Raw genomic sequence first — 20,139 nt, forward strand, 5'->3', positions numbered from 1 at the left:
TTTTTGGTACAGTGTCTTTATATATGAATAATCTTAATTCTTAATCAAGGATTGTGTTTCTGTTGTTCCATCTTCATTAAAAACGCGAACAATGTATTTTCCTTTTTTCAAACTTTGTACGTTAAAGTTTGCTTTTTGGCTTCCGTCTAATTTTTTATTCATCACTTCATTTCCAATAATCGAATATATCGACACCGAACTTGCCTTTGATGGATTGTCAAATTTTATTGTAAATGTAGAACTCGCAGGATTTGGATAAATACTAACAGAGCCTTTATCCTGATCAAATCTCGACTGAGCTGAAGCAGATGTTATGGTGAATAAAAATATAGTTATAAATAGTATAAAGTGTTTCATATGCTTGTAATCCTAACAAATATAAAAATAAATAATTATAAAACAAACATTTCAAAATATATACCAAACAAAAAAGTGATGCTAAAATTTAGCATCACTTTAAGATATATAATAAAAATTATAAACTTATTATAAGCTTATTATAAGCTGTAACGGATAAATCCAGTTACTTTCAAGTCAGCGTTAACAGCTTTAACGATATCTTGAACAGAAGTTTTTCCGTCTTTGATTGACGCTTGGTGAACTAATGTATTCTCTTTGAAGAATTTTTGTAATTTACCTTGAGCGATGTTTTCAATCATGTTTTCTGGTTTACCTTCTGCAACTAAAGTTTCTCTAGCGATAGATAATTCAGTGTCAATTACAGATTGAGCAACAGAAGTTTCATCTAATGCTACTGGGTTCATAGCAGCAACTTGCATAGCAACGTCACGAGCTACTTCAGAAGCACCTTCTACGTTAGCAGATAAAGAAACTACAGCACCAATTTTGTTACCAGCGTGGATGTAAGAATTAACGATAGCACCTTCGATAGCTTGGAAAGTACCAATTTCGATTTTTTCTCCAATAACACCTGTTTGCTCAGTTAATTTTTCACCAACTGTAATTCCTGCGAATGGTAAAGCTAATAATTCTTCTTTAGAGTTAACTGTCAAAGCTAAATCAGCGATTTCGTTAGCCATAGCAACGAAAGCTTCATTTTTAGCAACGAAGTCAGTCTCACAGTTCAAAGCGATAACGATACCTTTAGTTTGGTCAGCGTTAACTTTAGCGATAACTGCACCTTCTGTAGAATCACGGTCAGCTCTTTTAGCAGCTACTTTTTGTCCTTGTTTACGTAAAACTTCTACAGCTTTATCGAAATCTCCACCAGCTTCTTCTAAAGCTTTTTTAGAATCCATCATTCCCGCACCAGTTGCGTTTCTTAATTTACTTACCTCAGCGGCTGTTGCTTTGTAGCTCATAGTAATATTTTTATTTTGTTTCTTAATATTTTAAATAAAAGTAGCTCGTACACCACAAAGTGGTGTAGGAGCTACAAGGTATATTATATCGATGAATTGATCATCAAGTTAATGTTAAGCTTCTTTTGTTTCAGCTCCTTCTTCTTTACCTTCTTTTGCTTTTTCTTTTTCTGCTTTACGTGTAGATAAACCAGCTTTGATAGAATCAGCTACTGTAGATAAGATGATATCGATAGATTTAGAAGCATCATCATTTGCAGGGATTGGGAAATCTACTTGACGAGGGTCAGTATTTGTATCAACCATTGCAAAGATTGGAATACCCAATTTTTGAGCTTCTGCTACAGCTATGTGCTCACGTACGATATCTACAATAAATACTGCAGATGGTAAACGTGTCATATCAGCGATAGAACCTAAGTTTTTCTCTAAAGATGCTCTTTGACGATCAACTTGTAATCTTTCTTTTTTAGATAGTGTTTCAAACGTACCGTCTTTTTTCATACGATCGATTGAATTCATTTTTTTAACTGCTTTACGGATAGTAACAAAGTTAGTTAACATCCCACCAGGCCAACGTTCTGTAATATAAGGCATGTTGATTTCTTCAGCATGCTTAGCTACAACATCTTTTGCTTGTTTTTTAGTTGCAACAAAAAGAACTTTACGTCCAGATGCAGCAATTTTTCCTAAAGCTTCAGATGCTTCATCTAATTTCACTGCAGTTTTGTGAAGATCGATGATGTGGATTCCGTTTTTCTCCATAAAAATATAAGGAGCCATAGCCGGATTCCATTTTCTTGTTAAGTGACCAAAGTGCACACCAGCACCTAATAAGTCCTTTACATTTACTTTTGCCATTTTCTTTTTTTTAGTTTACGTTCCGTTATCTCAACAAGCAACAAACAAGTGGTCGAAGAATTCTAGCCTTATTTGTTTAGATGCTAAACCAACGGAAAATGGATTTTTTAATGAATTGAATAAATTAACGTTTAGAGAATTGGAATTTCTTACGCGCTTTCTTTTGACCGAATTTTTTACGTTCAACCATACGTGGGTCACGTGTTAATAACCCTTCTGGTTTTAATTGTAAACGAAAATCTGCGTCAACTTCACATAAAGCTCTAGAAATTGCTAAACGAATTGCTTCAGCTTGACCAGTGATTCCACCACCAAATACTTTGATATCTACATTGTATTTCTCTTTTGTACCAGTGATTAAAAATGGTTGTTCTACTTTGTATTGTAATACTGCTGTAGGGAAGTAGATTGCTAACTCGCGCCCGTTAATGAAGATTTCTCCATTACCTTCTTGTAAGTATACACGAGCAACAGATGTTTTTCTACGTCCGATTTTATGAACTATTGCCATGGAATTAGATTATAAATATTCGTTAATATCGATTTGTTTTGGTTGTTGAGCTTCGTGATTGTGCTCAGTACCAACAAATACATGTAAATTAGTCAATAATTTACTACCCAATTTATTTTTAGGTAACATTCCTTTTACTGACTTTTCGATTAAGCGTACAGGATCTTTTGCAAAAACTTCTTTCGCAGTTAAAGATCTTTGTCCACCTGGGTAACCTGTGTGACGAATGTATAATTTGTCATCCCATTTGTTACCTGTTAATTGAATTTTGTCAGCGTTTAAAACAATTACATAATCTCCACAATCTGCATGAGGAGTGAAGTTTGTTTTGTGCTTACCTCTGATAAGCTTCGCAACACCTGACGCTAAACGACCTAATGATAAGTCAGAAGCGTCCACAACTACCCATTCTTTCTGAGCAGTTTCTTTGTTGGCTGATGAAGTTTTGTAACTTAACGTGTCCACTATCTTGATTTTTAATATTTTATAAATTACCGACAATCCGATCGGGGTGCAAATGTACAAAATGATTCTGTTTTCCCAAAAGATTTTAGGAATTATTCGTCACTTTGATGGATTTGTACCATTTAGACGGTTGTCAAAACGTTTGCAAAATTACGTTAATTAATTGAATATCCAATATTTTTTTCGAATTAGACGTTCTATTTAATTGATAGATTGTTTTAAAATCAATAATTGATTGGATGAAAAAGAATACGTTTTATCGTTTAATCAATTAAGTATGATACTAAACAGAAGTTAAAAACGTGCAATTCAAATTTTGAATTGCACGTTTTTTTATTGTAAGATATCTTATTTTTAACCTCTTGAGAAAGGTAAAATAGTTTGAGTTGTAGAACCTAAACCATCAATTCCATACTCGATAACATCTCCTGGTTTTAACCAAACTTGAGGTGTTTTTCCCATTCCTGATCCTGCTGGAGAACCTGTAGAAATAATATCTCCAGGTAAGAAAGACATGAATTGAGATAGGTAGGAAATTAATTTAGGAATGCGGTAAATAAAATCACTTGTATTACCATCTTGCATTAATTCTCCGTTTAATTTTAACCAAACACGTAAATTATTTACATCCTCGATTTCGTCTTTTGTTGCAATAAAAGGACCTACAGGTGCAAATGTATCACATCCTTTTCCTTTGTCCCAAGTTCCTCCACGCTCTGTTTGGAATGCACGCTCAGAAATATCATTAATCAACGCATAACCATATACGTGATTCATCGCATTTTCTTCCGTTACATTATTTGCTTTTTCACCAATAATAATACAAAGTTCTGTTTCCCAGTCCATTTTTGTAGAACCATTTGGTTGCATAATTCCGTCTTCTGGTCCGTTAAACGATTGATTTGCTTTGATAAACATAATCGGCTCTGCTTGTTGCTCCAAACCTGTTTCTTTTACGTGATCATCGAAGTTAAGACCTACACAAACAATTTTTCCTGGACGAGTTAAAGGCGTACCAATACGTACATTGTCTTCAACTAAAGGCAAACTGTTAATGTTTTGCTCGATATATTTTTGTAAAGTTTCTTGTTTTTCGGTATTTCCAAAAAAATCATCATCATAAATAATTCCAGATGCTGAAACATCAAATTTTTTCTCATCGATGATTACACCTGATTTCTCCTGACCTTTTGGTCCGAATCTAAAAATTTTCATCTTCTTTATATTTTTTCCGCCACAAATATACGACGTATTGTTTTTTGATTAAATAAATAAAAAAAGACATCTGTCATTAACAGATGTCTCATAAAGATAAAAAATAATTATATTTATCTAAAATTATTTAGCAATTCCTCTCGAAATTACAATTTTTTGAATTTCTGATGTTCCTTCGTAAATCTGAGTAATTTTTGCATCACGCATCATACGCTCTACATGATACTCGCGAACATAACCATTTCCTCCATGAATTTGAACGGCTTCCGAAGCAACTTCGTTCGCTGTTTTAGAAGCAAATAGTTTTGCCATTGCACCAGAAATAGAAATATCTTTTCCTTCATCTTTCTCAACAGCAGCTTTGAAACATAACATACGAGCAGCTGTAATATTAGTTGCCATATCTGCTAATTTGAATGCAACAGCTTGGTGATTGATGATTTCTGTTTTGAATGCTTTACGAATTTTTGCATAATCTAATGCTAATTCATAAGCGCCTTGTGCAATACCTAATGCTTGAGAAGCAATACCGATACGTCCTCCGTTTAAGACATTCATTGCGAAAGCAAATCCAAATCCATCTTCACCGATACGGTTTTCTTTTGGAACTTTTACATCATTAAAGAATAATGAATGTGTGTCAGAACCACGGATTCCCATTTTTTGCTCTTTTGGTCCAATTTCGAAGCCTGCCCATCCTTTTTCTACGATGAAAGCATTGATTCCTTTGTGACCTTTTTCTGGATCAGTTTGAGCGATTACTAAATAAGTAGAGGCTGTTCCACCATTCGTAATCCAGTTTTTTGTACCATTTAATAAATAGTGATCTCCCATATCTACTGCAGTAGTTTTTTGAGAAGTCGCATCAGAACCAGCATCTGGCTCAGATAAACAAAATGCTCCAATCACTTGACCAGAAGCTAATGGTACTAAATATTTTTGTTTTTGATCTTCGTTACAATATTTTTCCATACCAGCACAAACCAAAGAGTTGTTAACTGACATGACAACAGCAGCAGAAGCATCAACTTTAGCGATTTCTTCCATTGCAATGACATAAGAAACGCTATCTAAACCAGATCCTCCGTATTTTGGGTCAACCATCATACCTAAGAATCCAAGTTCTCCCATTTTTTTTACTGCATCAGTTGGGAAAGTAGATGTTTCGTCGCGTTCGATAACTCCTGGTAATAATTCGGCTTTAGCGAAATCACGAGCAGCTTCTTGAATCATTAATTGTTCTTCCGATAATTGAAAATTCATGTGATTATATTATTTATGGTTTTTATTATTTTATGATTATGACTTTAAATTTTTATTCAAATTTTAGAGAAAAAACAAATGCTCTGGTTGATAATGAATTCAAACTTCCTGTCCAATAAGGATCTGTAGAAGGTTTATCAGGAACAATTTCATTATTAAAGAAGAACATACCTTTTAGGGCTGGTGTAAGTTTAAATCGTTTGAAATAAATTTCAACTCCAATTTCAGCTTGCCAGTTAAAGTTATTCGTTGTTGTTCTGAAAACTCCAGTTGCGTTATCGTCTTCTTTATTTTCGTTCGATTGTAAATTCATTAAATACCCCAAACCTCCTTGAATATATGGACGTGTATTGAACCAACGATCTCCGTGAAAGTTAAGTAACAATGGAATTTCGATATAAGTAGATTTTACTTCGCGTTTTACATTAGAATCTTCTAAATCTCCTTCATAAGTACCAGTTGATGTACCAGCTAAAGGAGCATTACGAAAATGTAAAATACGTTGAGCAAAATGCAATCCTGGTTCAGACTTTAAGTCGATGTAATCATTCACACGCATTTTAGCGATTAATCCAACAGAGAAACCAGCTTTACTTTCTTGATCTAAATAAACTAAACCGTGTTCATTTACTCCATCATCTTCTGGAATTTGAGGAGCTCCAGGGACAGGGTTAGTTTGTGCTTTAGGAACAATCTTGTAACTCATCATATTAGTTCCCAAGAAATATCCAAAACTAAATTTTTTCTGATCAGTTTCAGTTCTGTTTTCGCTTCTGTCATTATTAGGGCGAAACTGCGCATTTGCAATGCTAGCAACAGTTAACGATAATGCGATGATTAGATTTTTTCTCATAGACTTTCAACGAATAACAAGCAAATTTATTTTATACTTTTATAAATGCTTGCAATACCAAAAGTAAGTTTTTTATCAATAGGTTGTGTAAATTTTACACTTTTCAGAATGTTTTTCATTTCTTCTCCATGTGGAAAAGCACGAACTGAATCTGGTAAATAGGTATAAGCACTTTGATCTTTCGAAACCATTTTACCAATTGCAGGTAAAATATTTTTAGAATAAAATGTGTACAACTGTTTCATTGGAAAAGCTGTAGGATAAGAAAATTCTAAAATAACGAAAGTTCCTCCAGGTCTTAAAACACGATTAATTTCTGCTAAACCTTTCTCTAAGTTTTCAAAATTACGAACACCAAAAGAAACGGTCACACAGTCAAAAGTGTTATCAGGAAAAGGTAAATTTTCCGAATCACCTTGCACCATTTCGATACGATTTTCTAATCCAGCTTCTTTTACTTTTTTGCGACCAACTTCCAACATTCCGTTAGATAAGTCTAATCCAGTAATTTTTGCATCGGTATTTTTACCCATCATAATCGCTAAATCTCCTGTTCCAGTCGCGATATCTAAAATCGTTTTTGGTTGAGAAGCTTTTACCATTTTGATAACATCTTTTCGCCATTGAATGTCGATTCCCATTGATAAAACACGGTTTAATAAATCGTATTTTGGCGAAATATTATCGAACATTTGCTCGACTTGTTTCTTTTTATTTAGATCTGATGCTTCGTAAGGAGTTACTGCATCGTGTTGATGATTTGCCATTTTGTAAAGTTATAAAATCTAAATCTTATTCGTAATTCTCGAAATAAAATTGTTTAAAATCTTCTTTGTTAAATATTTTCGATAAATCAGTTGCTTTCTCGCTTCCACTACTTTTTATGAACATTTTAGGATAATCTTGATCGATGTTATAGTAAAAGTTTTCGATGTATAATTGAGAAGATTTTTCGATAATTCCGTGATAAATCTTGTTATCTATTGCAATATTGTTTGATAAAAAGATAGAATCTTTGTTTTTTCTAACACCATAAGGTCGTGTAAATGTATAATATTCTTGATGCGTTGGATTTATAAAACCATTTGCTCTCGTAATATCTACAACTGTATCTACATTTTTGTTATTAAAACTATAAACGATATGCGCTTTTCCTTTTTTCAAGTCTACTCTTGCATTTTGTTGCGGTGCAATTGTAAAATCTTTATCGTTAATTTTGATTGTCAAGGTTTTGTTTGATGGATTATCAATCACATACCCATCTTTTTTGCTTAGAAAAGTGTTATAAATAACAACGATTAAAGCAGCTAATCCACAGACGATTAAAAGACCAATTAATGAAGGATTTTTTTTCATGCTGCTAAATTAAATATACTTTATTAATTTCGGTATGAGTTATTACATATTTTTCATGACTATTTTAATGAAATGTGTAACTTTGTCGCTATTATTTTTTTATTAAAATTGAACAATATTAATATGATAAACTCTGTAATTACAGGTTCTGGACACTATTTACCGAATAGAATTGTTACGAACGAAGATTTTGTTAACCACGAATTTTATGACGAAAGTGGAAATCGTTTGGATAAAACTGGTGAAGAAATTACGCGTAAATTTGAGGAAATTACAGAAATCAGAGAAAGAAGATATGTAGAAGATGATTTATTAAATTCTGATATCGCAACTTTTGCTGCTAAAAAAGCAATTGAAGAATCTGGTGTTAATCCAGAAGAATTAGATTATATAATCGTTGGGCACAACTTTGGAGATATTGATCCTGTTGGTCATCAAATTGATATCATGCCGTCAATTTCGGCAAAAGTAAAACACAATTTAGGAATCAAAAACCTAAAATGTAAGCCTTATGATATGACATTTGGTTGTCCAGGTTGGATAGAATCATTGATTTTAGGACATCAATTTATTCAAGCAAATATTGCAAAGAAAGTTTTGGTAATCGGTTCTGATACGTTATCTCGTGCTGTAGATCCGCATGATCGTTCTGCGATGATTTTTGCAGATGGAGCAGGAGCAGTTGTTTTGGAAGCGAAAGAAGCTGATTATAAATATGGAATCATCAATCACGAAACGTTAAGTTATACAGGTGATGAATTGGCTTACTTGACAAATGGACGTTCTGCAAATCCAGATTATAAAGGTTCAATCAAAACAATTAATATGAAAGGTCGTAAAGTTTACGAATTCGTATTAAAAAATGTTCCACCAGCAATTAAAGAATTGTTAGATGAAACAAATTTATCAATTACCGATATTGATAAAATTTTATTGCACCAAGCAAATGCAAAAATGGATCATGCAATGATAGAGCGTTTATACAAATTATATGGTGTAGCTGTACCAGAAAAAATTGATCCAATGACAGTTCAATTCTTAGGAAATACATCTGTAGCAACGGTTCCTACAATGTTTGATTTAATCAAAAAAGGAGAATTAGCTCCTCATCAATTTCACGCAAATGATAAAATTATTTTAGCTTCTGTTGGAGCTACAATGAATGTTAATGCAGTGATTTATCAATTCGAAAAATAAAAACAAAAAACACATATACTATTGTGAATACATTCGGAAGACTATTTAAAATTTCAACTTTTGGCGAAAGTCATGGTGTAGCGATTGGAGGTGTAATTGATGGCGTTCCAAGTGGAATCGAATTAGATTTTGATTGGATACAAGCGCAATTAGATCGTCGTAAACCAGGACAATCTGCAATTGTGACACAACGAAAAGAACCAGATACAGTACAATTTCTTTCAGGTATTTTTGAAGGAAAAACAACAGGTGCTTCTATCGGGTTTATTATTCCGAATGATAATCAAAAATCTCACGATTACGATCATATAAAAGACGTTTTTCGTCCTTCTCATGCCGATTTTACATACGAAACCAAATATGGTGTTCGCGATCATAGAGGTGGAGGAAGAACTTCTGCGCGAGAAACGGCTAATTGGGTTGTTGGTGGTGCTGTTGCAAAACATGTGATTCCAAATATCAATATTACAGCTTATGTAAGCGGAGTAGGTGAGTTGAAGTTGGATAATGATTATTCTACATTAGATTTTTCTAAAATTGAAGAAACGGCAGTTCGTTGTCCAGATCTAGAAATGGCAGAAAAAATGATTAATCGTATCAAAGAAATTCGCAAAGAAGGTGATACAATTGGAGGTGAAGTAACTTGTGTTATTCAAAATGTGCCAGTTGGTTTAGGTGAACCAATTTTTGATAAATTGCATGCACGTTTAGGACAGGCGATGATGTCGATAAATGCCGTAAAAGGTTTTGAATACGGCGAAGGTTTTGCTTCTACATCGATGAAAGGTTCAGAAATGAATGATCAATTCAACCAAGATGGAACAACAAGAACCAATTATTCTGGAGGAATACAAGGTGGAGTTTCAAATGGAATGGATATTTATTTTAAAGTTGCTTTCAAGCCAGTTGCGACATTAATGCAAGAACAAACAACGTTGAATGCAGATGGCAAAATGGTAGAAATGCATGGAAAAGGTCGTCATGATCCTTGTGTTGTTCCAAGAGCCGTTCCTATTGTAGAAAGTTTAGCTGCGATGGTTTTGGCTGATATGTTGCTGATACAACGAACAAGAAATATATAAATAACAAAAACTCCAACTTTAAAAGTTGGAGTTTTTTTTGCTTAACGCTTTTAACCAAAATCCTTCATTTCTTTTCTATATGTTTCTCCAATTGGTAAAATTTTCTGATTGAGATAAACAGAATTACCATCTATTGAAGTTAAAAAATCAAGGTTGATGATATACGAACGATGAATTCTTTTGAAATGATTTGGTAATTTTTCTTCGAAAGATTTCATAGTTTCTAAGACTAATAATTTTTCAGTTTTAGTATGAATTCGAATATAATCTTTCAAGCCTTCAATATAAATTAAGTCCGAAAAATTAATTTTCACTTGCTTTCCATCTGCTTTTACGAACAAATAAGTTGACTGATTTTTAGTTGATGTCGTTTGAAAAAAATCAACATATTTTTTTACAGAGGCATCAAAACGATCTTTCGTAATAGGTTTCAATAAATAATCAACCACATGAAAATTAAAACTTTCTAAAGCATAATCTTGATAAGCAGTTGTAACAATAAATTTCTGAGAATGATCAAGGATTTTCATCAATTGAATTCCTGTTAATTCGGGCATTTGAATATCTGTGAAAATAAGATCAACTTTATTATTTTTCAAAAAATCGATTGCTTCAAAAACTTCTGTTGTGGCTAACAAAAGATTTAGTTGTTCATTTTCTGTTGCATGTTTTTTTAATAAATCTACAGCAAGTGGCTCATCGTCGATGATAATACAATTAATTTTCGGCATCAAAAGGAATTTTTAAGTAAATATGAAATGTTTCGTGATCATTCCTAATTTCGAATGTATAATTATTTCCAAAATAATAATTCAACCTTTTTTTTAAATTTACGAGCCCAATTCCAGAAGTTTCATCTTTTTGATGTTGATTTATTTTATTAGAAACTGATATTTCGAGAAAAGTAGCATCAGTTTTTAAACTGATTTTGATGGGATGATCTTTTTCTTTTACAACACCATGTTTTAGTGCATTTTCTATAAAGGGCGAAATAATATAAGGATGAATCATTTTTTTTGAATTCTCGATATAAAATTCTTTTTCGATATAAAATCTTTCTCCGTAACGAATTTGTTCCAAATCTAAGTATTGATTGATGTAATCTATTTCTCGTTCAATTTCTATTTTATCTTTATTGGTTTCGTAGGTTGTAAAACGCATAATTGCACTCAAATTTTCGATTGCTTTCAGCGAATGAGGAGAATTTACACTCACCAAACTATAAATATTATTAAGAGTATTAAACAAAAAATGAGGATTAATTTGAGATTTTAGAAAGTTGATTTCAGCTTCTTTTTTCTCTTTTTCTATGATGTTATTTTGTTTTAGTGTATGGATTGAATGAAATGTCATCCATAAAAATAGTGACGAAAAAACGATAAAAGAACCATAATGTAAATTGTCGTAAATGTAAAAACTAATCGTTGTTCCTTCAAAATAATTGACTTTGTGAAACAAAAAATCTGTAATAATTTGCTCAATAAAATAACGAACAATAATAAATGTTGTAAAGGAACATATTATAGAGAATAATATCGATTTCCAATTGATATTTTTTAGAAAATAAGGAGCAATAAAAAAATAGATAATAAAAATTGTAATTAACTGAACAATATACATTGTTGATGCAAATAAGTTAATTGCTTCAAAAAATGAATTTCCGTTAGTTAGATTTACTAATCCAATTGTTATGTAGTCAAACAGAATGTAAATAATCCAGAACCCTAAAAGTATAAGTACACTTTTTTGTTTCGAGAAACTTAAATTTTTTTTATCACGCTCCATTGTTTTTGTTTTTTGTAAAATTAGATTCTTTTCTAGATAAAAGTGAAGTGATTCGTCGATAAATCAAATGGGTTAGTCGATAAATAGAAGTCAATTTTTTCAGAATCACAGAAATTTGAATCATAATTAAAAATTAACTCAAATGAAAAACTTATTTATTGCAATTGCTACATTTATTGGTACTATGAATTTATCTGCTCAAGCAAAATATCAATTTCAAACAAAATTTGATGATGCTATTCCAGTTCTTAATATGGGAACTTTTCACATGGGATATACGCCAGATGCAAGTACGACTGAATTTGATGAGAATAACCAAGATAATGTTCGTCAAATACATGAAATAGCAAAGCAGATTGCGGCTTTTAAACCTACAATTATTTTAGTTGAACAAAATCCTTCTCGCAATAAAGTGTTGAATAAACTTTTTCAAGATTATTTACTTAATCCTAAAATGAAGTTTGAAAATCCAAACGAAGTTGAGTTATTGGCTTATGAAGTTGGGAGACTAAGCGGATCGAAGAAAATTTACGGAATTAATTATCAAGAAGATTATCTTTATATGCTTGGTGATTTGTTGAAAGAGCAAGATGATTCGATTACATTCAAAAGATACATTGAAATGTTCCGAAATAATGAATCGAAAAATGGAGTAACAAAAAAAGATGTAAAATTAAAAGAGTTATTGCAGTACTATAATCAACCAGAATTTTTAGATTTTTCTGTTGCAGTTAATGCGGATATGTTAACGACGGTTTCATACAAAAAATATCCAGTAGGAGCAGAGCAAGCGGCGAAATATTATCATAGAAATTTAGCTATGTTCTCAAATATGAACAATGTGCCGATTACAAAAGACGATCGTATTTTTGTATTAATGGGTGCTACGCATACGGCTTTCTTCAAAGATTTCTTACGACGTTCGCCAAAGTTTAAAGAAGTAAATACGTTAGATTATCTAAAATAAAAGCATAAAAAAACCTCGCAATTGCGAGGTTTTTTTATATATAGTTGAATAATAATTATTCTTCTGTAGATGGAGCTTCTTCTGTAGCAACTTCTTCTGATACTTCCTCTTTTTTCGCTTTTTTGTCGTTAGCGTAAATTGGGTTATCGAAGTTAAAGAAAGAACCTTCTTCTTTATTAGCGTTAGCTGCTTTTTGAGCATCTAATTTAGCTAATTCTGCTCTAGTTTTAGCAGCTTCTTCAGCAGCTTTGATAGATGCAGCATCTGGTACAATTTCAAATCCGAAATCTACTTCAACATCTCTGTGGAAACGAACTTTAGCTTCGTATTTTCCTAAACGTTTGATAGTGTTTCCAGGGATTCTAATGTTTTTCTTCTCGATTTCAACACCAGCTTTTACTAAAGCTTCTGCTAAATCTGCATTGTTGATAGATCCAAATAATTTGTCTCCAGAACCAACTTTAGCGTCGATTTTAACAACTAAACCATCTAATTTAGCTGCTTTTTCTTTTGCTGCAGCGATTAATGTAGCTTCTTCTGCTTTACGAGCTTCTAAAACTTCGTTTAATGCTTTTACGTTATTTGGAGTTGCAACTGATGCTAATCCACGAGGGATTAAGAAGTTACGTGCGTATCCAGGTTTTACTGAAACAACTTCAAATTCAAAACCTAAACCTTCTACATCTTGTCTTAAAATTACGTTCATGATATTTTAATATTTAGGTTATTATTTTAATTGATCACCAATAAATGGCATTAATGCTAAGTGACGAGCTCTTTTGATCGCTTTAGAAACTTTTCTTTGGTATTTTAAAGATGTTCCTGTGTAACGACGAGGTAAAATTTTACCTTGCTCATTCACGAATTGAATTAAGAAATCAGCGTCTTTATAGTCAACGTATTTGATTCCAAATTTTTTGAAACGACAATATTTTGAGTTTGATTGTGTTTCGATATCTAAAGGAGATAAATAACGGATTTCTGATTCGCTACCTCCAGCTGCTTTTTTTGCTAAATCGTCAATTGCCATAGCTTTGCTTATTTGTTAGAGTTAGACTTTAATTTTGTTCTACGTTTTTCTGCCCAGTCCATACCGTGTTTGTCTAATTTCACAGTTAAGAAACGGATTACACGCTCATCACGTTTGTAAGCAACTTCTAATTGAGAAACTAACTCGTTATTGTCTGATTTAAATTCTACTAAGTGGTAGAATCCATTTCTTTTGTTTTGAATTGGGTAAGCTAATTTTTTTAAGCCCCAGTTCTCTTTTGCTACGATTTCACCACCGTTAGCAGTAACAAAGTCATTGAATTTATTAACTGCTTCCTCTACCTGAGAATCAGATAGAACGGGAGTCAAAATGAAAACAGTTTCGTAATGTGTCATTTTTAACTTCTTTTAAGTTATTATTTATACTAAAATTCGAGGTGCAAATATATAAATAATAATCCAAATATTACAAATGAATATTTATTGAATTTTTATTAATACCTTATTTATTGAATATTATCGTTTTATCATATTGATCTTCAAAAAATATTGACTTTTTTAAAAAAAAATTTGCAGTTTAAAAAAAGTAGCTTACATTTGTCAACATAAAAGGCTAATGGCTTTTTCATAGGTTTAGGTTGGTTAAGGTTAAAACCCTCGTTTCTGCGAGGGTTTTCCTTTTTTTTCTAAAAACATCTTCTTAAATTTGGTCATAATAATTAATGTAAAATTTTATGACAACAAAATACAATCCTATTCCAAGCGAGTTATTCGTAAAGAACAGAGCGAAATTTGTAAAAGCAATGAAACCTCGTTCTCTTGCTATTTTCAATTCTAACGATATTTATCCAATTTCTTCAGATTCTACGTTACCGTTTGCACAACATCGTGATATTTTTTATTTATCTGGGGTTGATCAAGAAGAATCTATCTTATTAATTTTTCCTGACGCTTACGATCCTAAATATAAGGAAGTATTATTTGTTCGTGAAACAAACGATCATATTGCAGTTTGGGAAGGAGAAAAATTATCAAAAGCTCAAGCAACAGAAGTTTCTGGAATCAAAACTGTACTTTGGTTACAAGATTTACCAAATGTTTTGCGCAAATTGATGGTAGAAGCAGATAATGTTTATGTAAATAAAAATGAGCATTATCGCGTAACAGAAGCACCTCAAGTAGAAACGCGCGAAGATCGTTTTGTAAAACAATTGAAAGTAGATTATCCTGGACATACTTATTTACGTTCAAATCCTATTTTGCAACGTTTACGTTCTGTAAAAGAACCAGAAGAAATTCAATTGATTCAACAAGCGTGTGATATCACAGAAAAAGGTTTTCGTCGTATTTTAAATTTCGTAAAACCTGGAGTTTGGGAATTCGAAATCGAAGCTGAGTTTGTTCACGAATTTCTTCGTAATCGTTCAAAAGGTTTTGCATACACGCCAATTATTGCGTCTGGAAATAATGCAAATGTGTTGCATTATATTCAAAATAATCAAGAATGTAAAGACGGTGATTTGATTTTGTTTGATGTTGCAGCTGAATATGCAAATTATTCATCAGATATGTCACGTACAATTCCAGTTAATGGAAAATATACAAAACGCCAACGCGAAGTTTATGATGCAGTTTTACGTTGTAAAAAAGAAGCGGAAACGATGTTAGTTCCTGGGAATAATTGGTACAAATACCACGAAGAATTAGGAAAAGTTTATACTTCTGAATTGTTAGGTTTAGGTTTGTTGGATAAAGCAGATGTACAAAACGAAGATCCAGCTTGGCCAGCTTACAAAAAATACATGATGCATGGAACGTCTCATCATATGGGATTAGATACACATGATTATGGTTTATTGACTGATGATTTTGTGGCTGGAATGGTTTTCACAAACGAGCCAGGATTCTATATTCCTGCAGAAGGTTTTGGAATTCGTTTGGAAGATGATTATGTAATTCAGAAAGAAGGAAAACCTTTCAACTTGATGCAAAATATTCCGTTAGAAGCAGAAGAAATCGAAGATTTAATGAATAAATAATCTTTCATTATATTAAATGATAACAAAAATGGAACTCAATATTGAGTTCCATTTTTTATTTTAAAGAATATTCTTAATCATTTTCTGGCGCATCGTGGCTTGGAATGTCATCTAAATCTAACATTTCTTTTGCAAGAGCAATCATACGTGGCGTTCCAGTATGTTTATTTTTTTCATCAGAAAGTTTTACAACGCCTGTCCATTTTATATCTATCGAAGAAATTTCGGTCAATTTCATCACGATATTCATAGGTTTTAAATCAGTGTCGTTTGTTAAATTGGTTCCAATTCCAAATGACAATCCAATTCTTCCTTTGAAAGCTTTTGTAATCATTTCCACTTTTTCAGAATTTAATCCATCCGAGAAAATAATCGTTTTGAATAAAGGATTGATGCCCATTTTTTCGTAATGTGCAATTGTTTTTTCTCCAAATTCAATTGGATCTCCAGAATCGTGGCGAACACCATCAAATAATTTAGATAGTTTTTTATCAAATTGTCCAAAGAAAACATCCGACGTATACGTATCTGTCAAAGCAATTCCTAAATCGCCATAATAAACTTTTACCCAACGATCTAAACTGATTGAATTCGCGATTTTGAATCCGTAGCGTGCACCATGAAACATAAACCATTCGTGAGCGTGTGTTCCAATTGGTTTAACACCATATTTATGCGCAAAGTGAACATTAGAAGTTCCAACAAAACTTTTTCCTTTATGGTTTGTTAATTCTTTCATCACGACATCATGAACTTCATAACTGTGACGACGACGCGTACCGAACTCTGCAACTGTAACGCCAAGGCGATTGTATAAATCAACTTTATCGCTTGTACGTTTTGTGATTTCTTCGTTTGTGATGCGTTTTGCATTAGTTAATTTGTAAAAAACTTCACTAATTAAGCAAAGAATTGGAACCTCCCATAGAATTGTGCGGTACCAATATCCTTCTACGTGAACTTCTACATCAGCACCATTTTGAGCGATTTTTACTTCATTTGGATCATAACGATAACCTTGCAAAAAGTCTAAATAAGCAGGACTCAAATAAGGGCAATTTGTTGTGAAAAAGTCTTTTTCGTCTTTGGTTAAAGCAAGTGAAGCCATTGCATTGATTTCTTTTTGCAATTCTTCTGCAAAACCTTCAGGAAATTGATGTTCACCACGGTTAATGAATTTATAGCGCGCCATTACATCTGGATACAATTTTGTAACGCCAAATTGCATGGTGAATTTATAGAAATCGTTATCGATAATAGATTTTATTATACTCATTTTTTAGGTTTAATTCTAATACATTTTGAAATTTAAAGATAAAAAAAAACCATCAATACAGATGGTTTTTGTAAGATTATCTTGTTTTGAAGATAATTATTTTGTTGTTCTTTTTTCGATTTTAGGTAATTCGAAATTGAAAACTATTGTAAGGTCTCTGAATGATGAGTAATCAGATAGTCCTGATCCAGAAACGTAGTATTTATTTCGTGCATAAGCTAAACGAGAAGGTAAAATGATTACACCTTGAAAGTTATACAAATCATTTGTAGAACGGTTTGTAGATTTAAAGTGTTTAAGCCCTTCTGCGAAATTTTTCAATTCGACATGTTCTCTTTTTACTCCATTTTTAGCTTCAGTTTCAGTAGGAATGTAGTAATAATAAGTTGGATCTTCTACAGCAGAAGTCCCTCCTAAATTTATTGAGTTCCATCCAGTTAGATAAATTTGACTAACTAAGCCATATTTTCTTTTGTAATCTGTGCTATTTGTAGCTAGGAAAGAGCTTGATTCAATATTTAAATAAATAGAAGTACTATCATTAGAAACAATAGATTCTCCTGTTCCTTTATGATTTGGATTTTCGGCATACCAAATTCCTAAGTTATCTTGTTTTGCTAAAGATTTTAATGTTGGATAAGCATCATCATCGTTTCCTTTTATGGTATCAAACTTTGTAAGTTTTCCATTTTTAGGATTGAAATAATAATCTTCCATATATTGTTGAATCGCTTCATCATCTAAAGCATTACGTTCTTCAACTGGAATTTTAGTTTCTTTATTTACACCATTATCATCATCATTATTACATCCTACTAAAACAGCAGAACATGCAATTAAAGTAACGAAGAATTTCTTTATCATGTTATTTCGATTTATATTGCGAATTTAGAAAAAATATTAGTTTAACCTAACAAATATTCAGTTTTAAATGAGATTAGATAAATTTCTTTGGAGTGTTAGATATTATAAAACGAGATCTTTAGCGGCTGATGCGGTAAAAAAGAATCGTGTAAAAGTGAATGGAGATGTAGCAAAAGCGTCGCGAGATATAATTCCAGGTGATGCGATTGAGGTGAGAAAAGATCAAATTAATTTATCTTTTAAAGTATTGCAAGTGCCAAATAATAGAATTGGAGCTAAATTGTTAACCTTGCATATTGTGGATACAACGCCAAAAGAAGAATATGAAGTTTTAGAGCTTCGAAAGCTTTCGCAAGATTATTATCGTGAAAGAGGAGAAGGTCGACCAACGAAAAAAGATCGCCGAGATTTGGATGATTATTTAGAAGAGGGTGGAGAAGATACTGAAGGTATCATTATAAAAGGAGAAGATTTGGATTAATTCCAAATCTTCTCCTTTTTAAGATGTTTCATAATTTCGTCCAAAATCTCTAATGTACTTTGGTTCGAAATACTGATTGTATATTTTGCCTTTTCATAATATTGATTGCGTTCAAATAAATGTTTCGCAATAAACTCCATCATTTCTTCATTAGAAAGATGAGCAATTAAAGGTCGAGTTTCTTTTTTATTTTCTAATCGTTTCACCAATTGTGGTAATTGTACACGCATAAAAAATGAAATTGAATTGTTGGCAATTTCATTCATATTATCGAAATAAACAGGAGTTCCACCGCCTAAAGAAAGCACAATGTTTGTTGAAGTCAGAACTTCTTTTAAGGCTTCTCGTTCTTTTTTACGAAAACCTAATTCGCCTTCTTTTTCAAAAATCTCACTAATTTTTGTTTGATATTTTTGTTCGATAAAATCATCAAGATCAATAAATTCGAAACCCAATGCTTTGGCTAAATCTTTTCCGGTAGTCGATTTTCCGCTACCCATATATCCTACTAAAGAAATAATCATGATTAGTCTACTGGTAAGTCTTCTGAATAAAAAATAGTTAATCTCGCATATCCATCAAACGTATCAATTTGATATGAATACGTATTCTCCAAACGTCTTGCATCATAACGTTCCACATTATAAGTTACTTGATAATCTTCGTTAGTAACGATTGAATTTGAATGATGATATTTAGATTTTGGCGCATCTTTTTTGATTTCTGCTCTATATTGATTCAAGAATTTAATAGGAAAAGAATATGTTAATTTATAAACAATCTCTTGTGAAACCTGTATTGCTGTTATTTTATTCAAAAACATTGTTCCTTGATTATTGTTTTTAATCTTCAAAGAATCTAAACGATCTGAATTTTGAATGTATAAATTTTTTCCAAGTTTAGAAACCTTGAAACAACGATCATTCAATTTTTGATGAATAATCTGTGGTTGATCTTTTATTAATTCCTTTAATTCTTTCAATGCAAAATTAGACAAATGTGCATCTTTTGTTTCCTGATTACAATTGTTTGCATATTCAGAATCGGGTACGTCTGCCTCTGGATTATCAGATTTTTTACACGACACTATCGAAAACAAAGCAATAATAATATATAGTATATTCTTCTTCATTCTAAAATTTCAATCTTTAAATAGCGTTCCGAAAATAATTTCGGTTCACATAGATTTAGATTTGCTGGATGACAAATATAGTATATAAATCATTTATCAAATATATAAAATGATGTTTCTATGGCTTATTTTTTCAGTTTTCGTACTCGAAATTCTATCTTTCAAAAAAAAACTAAAAATTTATCTAAATTTAAGTTCTTAAAACCGAAATGATTAATTAATAAATTGTAAAAAACTTCACAAAACGTTTGTTAAATTAGTATTAAACGCCCTATATTTGCACTCGATTTAAGAAACCGACCTGGTAGCTCAGTTGGTAGAGCACAACACTTTTAATGTTGGGGTCCTGGGTTCGAGCCCCAGCCAGGTCACTTAGTCAAAACGTTCTTTTTTATATAAAAAAATAAAAACGTCTTTCGTTTTGTAAACTCAGATATAATCGTATATTTGCAGTCCGAAAAAACGGAGACCTGGTAGCTC

Annotated in this window: 23 protein-coding genes, 1 tRNA gene and 1 pseudogene; 6 read left to right on the top strand and 19 right to left on the bottom strand. The window is 31.9% G+C overall.

Annotated features, from left to right (window positions below):
* Positions 1 to 33: 33 nt before the first annotated feature.
* From B4J88_RS06845 to B4J88_RS06890, 10 genes are all read right to left on the bottom strand, one after another.
* Positions 34 to 357: a T9SS type A sorting domain-containing protein gene (locus B4J88_RS06845; RefSeq protein WP_115001418.1), complete on the bottom strand. Its 324-nt coding sequence runs from the start codon at positions 355 to 357 to the stop codon at positions 34 to 36.
* A 140-nt stretch (positions 358 to 497) separates the two neighbouring features.
* Positions 498 to 1,322, bottom strand: coding sequence for a translation elongation factor Ts (gene tsf, locus B4J88_RS06850; RefSeq protein ID WP_219033598.1), 825 nt, complete (start codon positions 1,320 to 1,322; stop codon positions 498 to 500).
* Positions 1,323 to 1,436: 114 nt separating this feature from the next.
* A complete protein-coding gene (gene rpsB / locus B4J88_RS06855; RefSeq protein WP_038334479.1) occupies positions 1,437 to 2,183 on the bottom strand; it encodes a 30S ribosomal protein S2 in 747 nt (248 codons plus the stop codon).
* Between the two features lie 124 nt (positions 2,184 to 2,307).
* The gene (gene rpsI, locus B4J88_RS06860) at positions 2,308 to 2,694 is read right to left on the bottom strand and encodes a 30S ribosomal protein S9 (protein WP_038334481.1); all 387 of its coding nucleotides are present in this window, start codon (positions 2,692 to 2,694) and stop codon (positions 2,308 to 2,310) included.
* 9 nt (positions 2,695 to 2,703) lie between these two features.
* Complete coding sequence (rplM, locus tag B4J88_RS06865; RefSeq protein ID WP_038334665.1) at positions 2,704 to 3,159, bottom strand: 50S ribosomal protein L13; 456 nt, start codon at positions 3,157 to 3,159, stop codon at positions 2,704 to 2,706.
* Between the two features lie 354 nt (positions 3,160 to 3,513).
* A complete protein-coding gene (locus B4J88_RS06870) occupies positions 3,514 to 4,374 on the bottom strand; it encodes a fumarylacetoacetate hydrolase family protein (protein ID WP_115001415.1) in 861 nt (286 codons plus the stop codon).
* 123 nt (positions 4,375 to 4,497) lie between these two features.
* A complete protein-coding gene (locus B4J88_RS06875) occupies positions 4,498 to 5,637 on the bottom strand; it encodes an acyl-CoA dehydrogenase family protein (protein WP_115001412.1) in 1,140 nt (379 codons plus the stop codon).
* 52 nt (positions 5,638 to 5,689) lie between these two features.
* A complete protein-coding gene (locus B4J88_RS06880) occupies positions 5,690 to 6,490 on the bottom strand; it encodes a porin family protein (RefSeq protein ID WP_038334485.1) in 801 nt (266 codons plus the stop codon).
* Positions 6,491 to 6,516: 26 nt separating this feature from the next.
* Positions 6,517 to 7,257 carry a bifunctional demethylmenaquinone methyltransferase/2-methoxy-6-polyprenyl-1,4-benzoquinol methylase UbiE gene (gene ubiE, locus B4J88_RS06885; RefSeq protein WP_038334486.1) on the bottom strand — a complete coding sequence of 247 codons (741 nt, stop codon included), beginning with the start codon at positions 7,255 to 7,257 and terminating at the stop codon, positions 6,517 to 6,519.
* Between the two features lie 25 nt (positions 7,258 to 7,282).
* Positions 7,283 to 7,846 carry a hypothetical protein gene (locus B4J88_RS06890; RefSeq protein WP_038334487.1) on the bottom strand — a complete coding sequence of 188 codons (564 nt, stop codon included), beginning with the start codon at positions 7,844 to 7,846 and terminating at the stop codon, positions 7,283 to 7,285.
* A 123-nt stretch (positions 7,847 to 7,969) separates the two neighbouring features.
* On the opposite strand from B4J88_RS06890, the gene B4J88_RS06895 reads away from it, so the two are divergent.
* Both B4J88_RS06895 and aroC read left to right on the top strand, forming a co-directional pair.
* Positions 7,970 to 9,043: a 3-oxoacyl-ACP synthase III family protein gene (locus B4J88_RS06895; RefSeq protein WP_038334667.1), complete on the top strand. Its 1,074-nt coding sequence runs from the start codon at positions 7,970 to 7,972 to the stop codon at positions 9,041 to 9,043.
* Between the two features lie 23 nt (positions 9,044 to 9,066).
* On the top strand, positions 9,067 to 10,125 hold the full coding sequence (gene aroC, locus B4J88_RS06900) for a chorismate synthase (RefSeq protein WP_115001405.1): 1,059 nt from the start codon (positions 9,067 to 9,069) through the stop codon (positions 10,123 to 10,125).
* A gap of 50 nt (positions 10,126 to 10,175) precedes the next feature.
* Here aroC and B4J88_RS06905 read toward each other — a convergent pair whose 3' ends face one another.
* Together B4J88_RS06905 and B4J88_RS06910 are read right to left on the bottom strand one after the other, a co-directional pair.
* Positions 10,176 to 10,856, bottom strand: a complete 681-nt coding sequence (locus B4J88_RS06905) for a LytR/AlgR family response regulator transcription factor (RefSeq protein ID WP_291066992.1) — start codon at positions 10,854 to 10,856, stop codon at positions 10,176 to 10,178.
* Complete coding sequence (locus tag B4J88_RS06910; protein ID WP_291066994.1) at positions 10,843 to 11,910, bottom strand: sensor histidine kinase; 1,068 nt, start codon at positions 11,908 to 11,910, stop codon at positions 10,843 to 10,845. The genes B4J88_RS06905 and B4J88_RS06910 overlap by 14 nt, the downstream gene beginning before the upstream one ends.
* Before the next feature lie 142 nt (positions 11,911 to 12,052).
* Between B4J88_RS06910 and B4J88_RS06915 the strand changes: the two genes are divergently transcribed.
* Positions 12,053 to 12,877, top strand: coding sequence for a DUF5694 domain-containing protein (locus B4J88_RS06915; RefSeq protein WP_291066996.1), 825 nt, complete (start codon positions 12,053 to 12,055; stop codon positions 12,875 to 12,877).
* Positions 12,878 to 13,085: 208 nt separating this feature from the next.
* Here the strand turns inward: B4J88_RS06915 and rplI are convergent.
* The 3 genes and pseudogenes from rplI to rpsF all read right to left on the bottom strand — a co-directional run.
* A pseudogene (rplI, locus tag B4J88_RS06920) lies at positions 13,086 to 13,583 on the bottom strand (50S ribosomal protein L9); the annotation flags it as partial.
* 21 nt (positions 13,584 to 13,604) lie between these two features.
* A complete protein-coding gene (rpsR, locus tag B4J88_RS06925; RefSeq protein ID WP_019976570.1) occupies positions 13,605 to 13,907 on the bottom strand; it encodes a 30S ribosomal protein S18 in 303 nt (100 codons plus the stop codon).
* Positions 13,908 to 13,915: 8 nt separating this feature from the next.
* Complete coding sequence (rpsF, locus tag B4J88_RS06930) at positions 13,916 to 14,263, bottom strand: 30S ribosomal protein S6 (RefSeq protein ID WP_038334492.1); 348 nt, start codon at positions 14,261 to 14,263, stop codon at positions 13,916 to 13,918.
* A gap of 338 nt (positions 14,264 to 14,601) precedes the next feature.
* Here rpsF and B4J88_RS06935 point away from each other — a divergent pair, with 338 nt between their 5' ends.
* A complete protein-coding gene (locus tag B4J88_RS06935) occupies positions 14,602 to 15,906 on the top strand; it encodes an aminopeptidase P family protein (RefSeq protein WP_180904959.1) in 1,305 nt (434 codons plus the stop codon).
* A gap of 73 nt (positions 15,907 to 15,979) precedes the next feature.
* On the opposite strand, the gene pncB is transcribed toward B4J88_RS06935, so the two are convergent.
* Together pncB and B4J88_RS06945 are read right to left on the bottom strand one after the other, a co-directional pair.
* A complete protein-coding gene (gene pncB, locus B4J88_RS06940) occupies positions 15,980 to 17,182 on the bottom strand; it encodes a nicotinate phosphoribosyltransferase (RefSeq protein ID WP_280038007.1) in 1,203 nt (400 codons plus the stop codon).
* A gap of 96 nt (positions 17,183 to 17,278) precedes the next feature.
* Entirely contained in the window at positions 17,279 to 18,046 is a 768-nt protein-coding gene (locus tag B4J88_RS06945) for a hypothetical protein (RefSeq protein ID WP_291058943.1), read from the bottom strand.
* 67 nt (positions 18,047 to 18,113) lie between these two features.
* On the opposite strand from B4J88_RS06945, the gene B4J88_RS06950 reads away from it, so the two are divergent.
* Positions 18,114 to 18,527 (top strand): RNA-binding S4 domain-containing protein, encoded by a 414-nt coding sequence (locus B4J88_RS06950; RefSeq protein WP_038334500.1) that lies wholly within the window; start codon positions 18,114 to 18,116, stop codon positions 18,525 to 18,527.
* Here B4J88_RS06950 and B4J88_RS06955 read toward each other — a convergent pair.
* Both B4J88_RS06955 and B4J88_RS06960 read right to left on the bottom strand, forming a co-directional pair.
* Entirely contained in the window at positions 18,524 to 19,051 is a 528-nt protein-coding gene (locus B4J88_RS06955; protein WP_038334501.1) for a shikimate kinase, read from the bottom strand. The two genes, B4J88_RS06950 and B4J88_RS06955, sit on opposite strands and share 4 nt — an antisense overlap.
* A gap of 2 nt (positions 19,052 to 19,053) precedes the next feature.
* Positions 19,054 to 19,659 carry a hypothetical protein gene (locus B4J88_RS06960; protein ID WP_115001390.1) on the bottom strand — a complete coding sequence of 202 codons (606 nt, stop codon included), beginning with the start codon at positions 19,657 to 19,659 and terminating at the stop codon, positions 19,054 to 19,056.
* 298 nt (positions 19,660 to 19,957) lie between these two features.
* Here B4J88_RS06960 and B4J88_RS06965 point away from each other — a divergent pair.
* Positions 19,958 to 20,030: transfer RNA gene (locus B4J88_RS06965), tRNA-Lys, on the top strand.
* Positions 20,031 to 20,139 lie beyond the last annotated feature (109 nt).

The organism is Empedobacter sp. UBA5036 (genome assembly GCF_002415215.1).
GTDB lineage: Bacteria > Bacteroidota > Bacteroidia > Flavobacteriales > Weeksellaceae > Empedobacter > Empedobacter falsenii_B.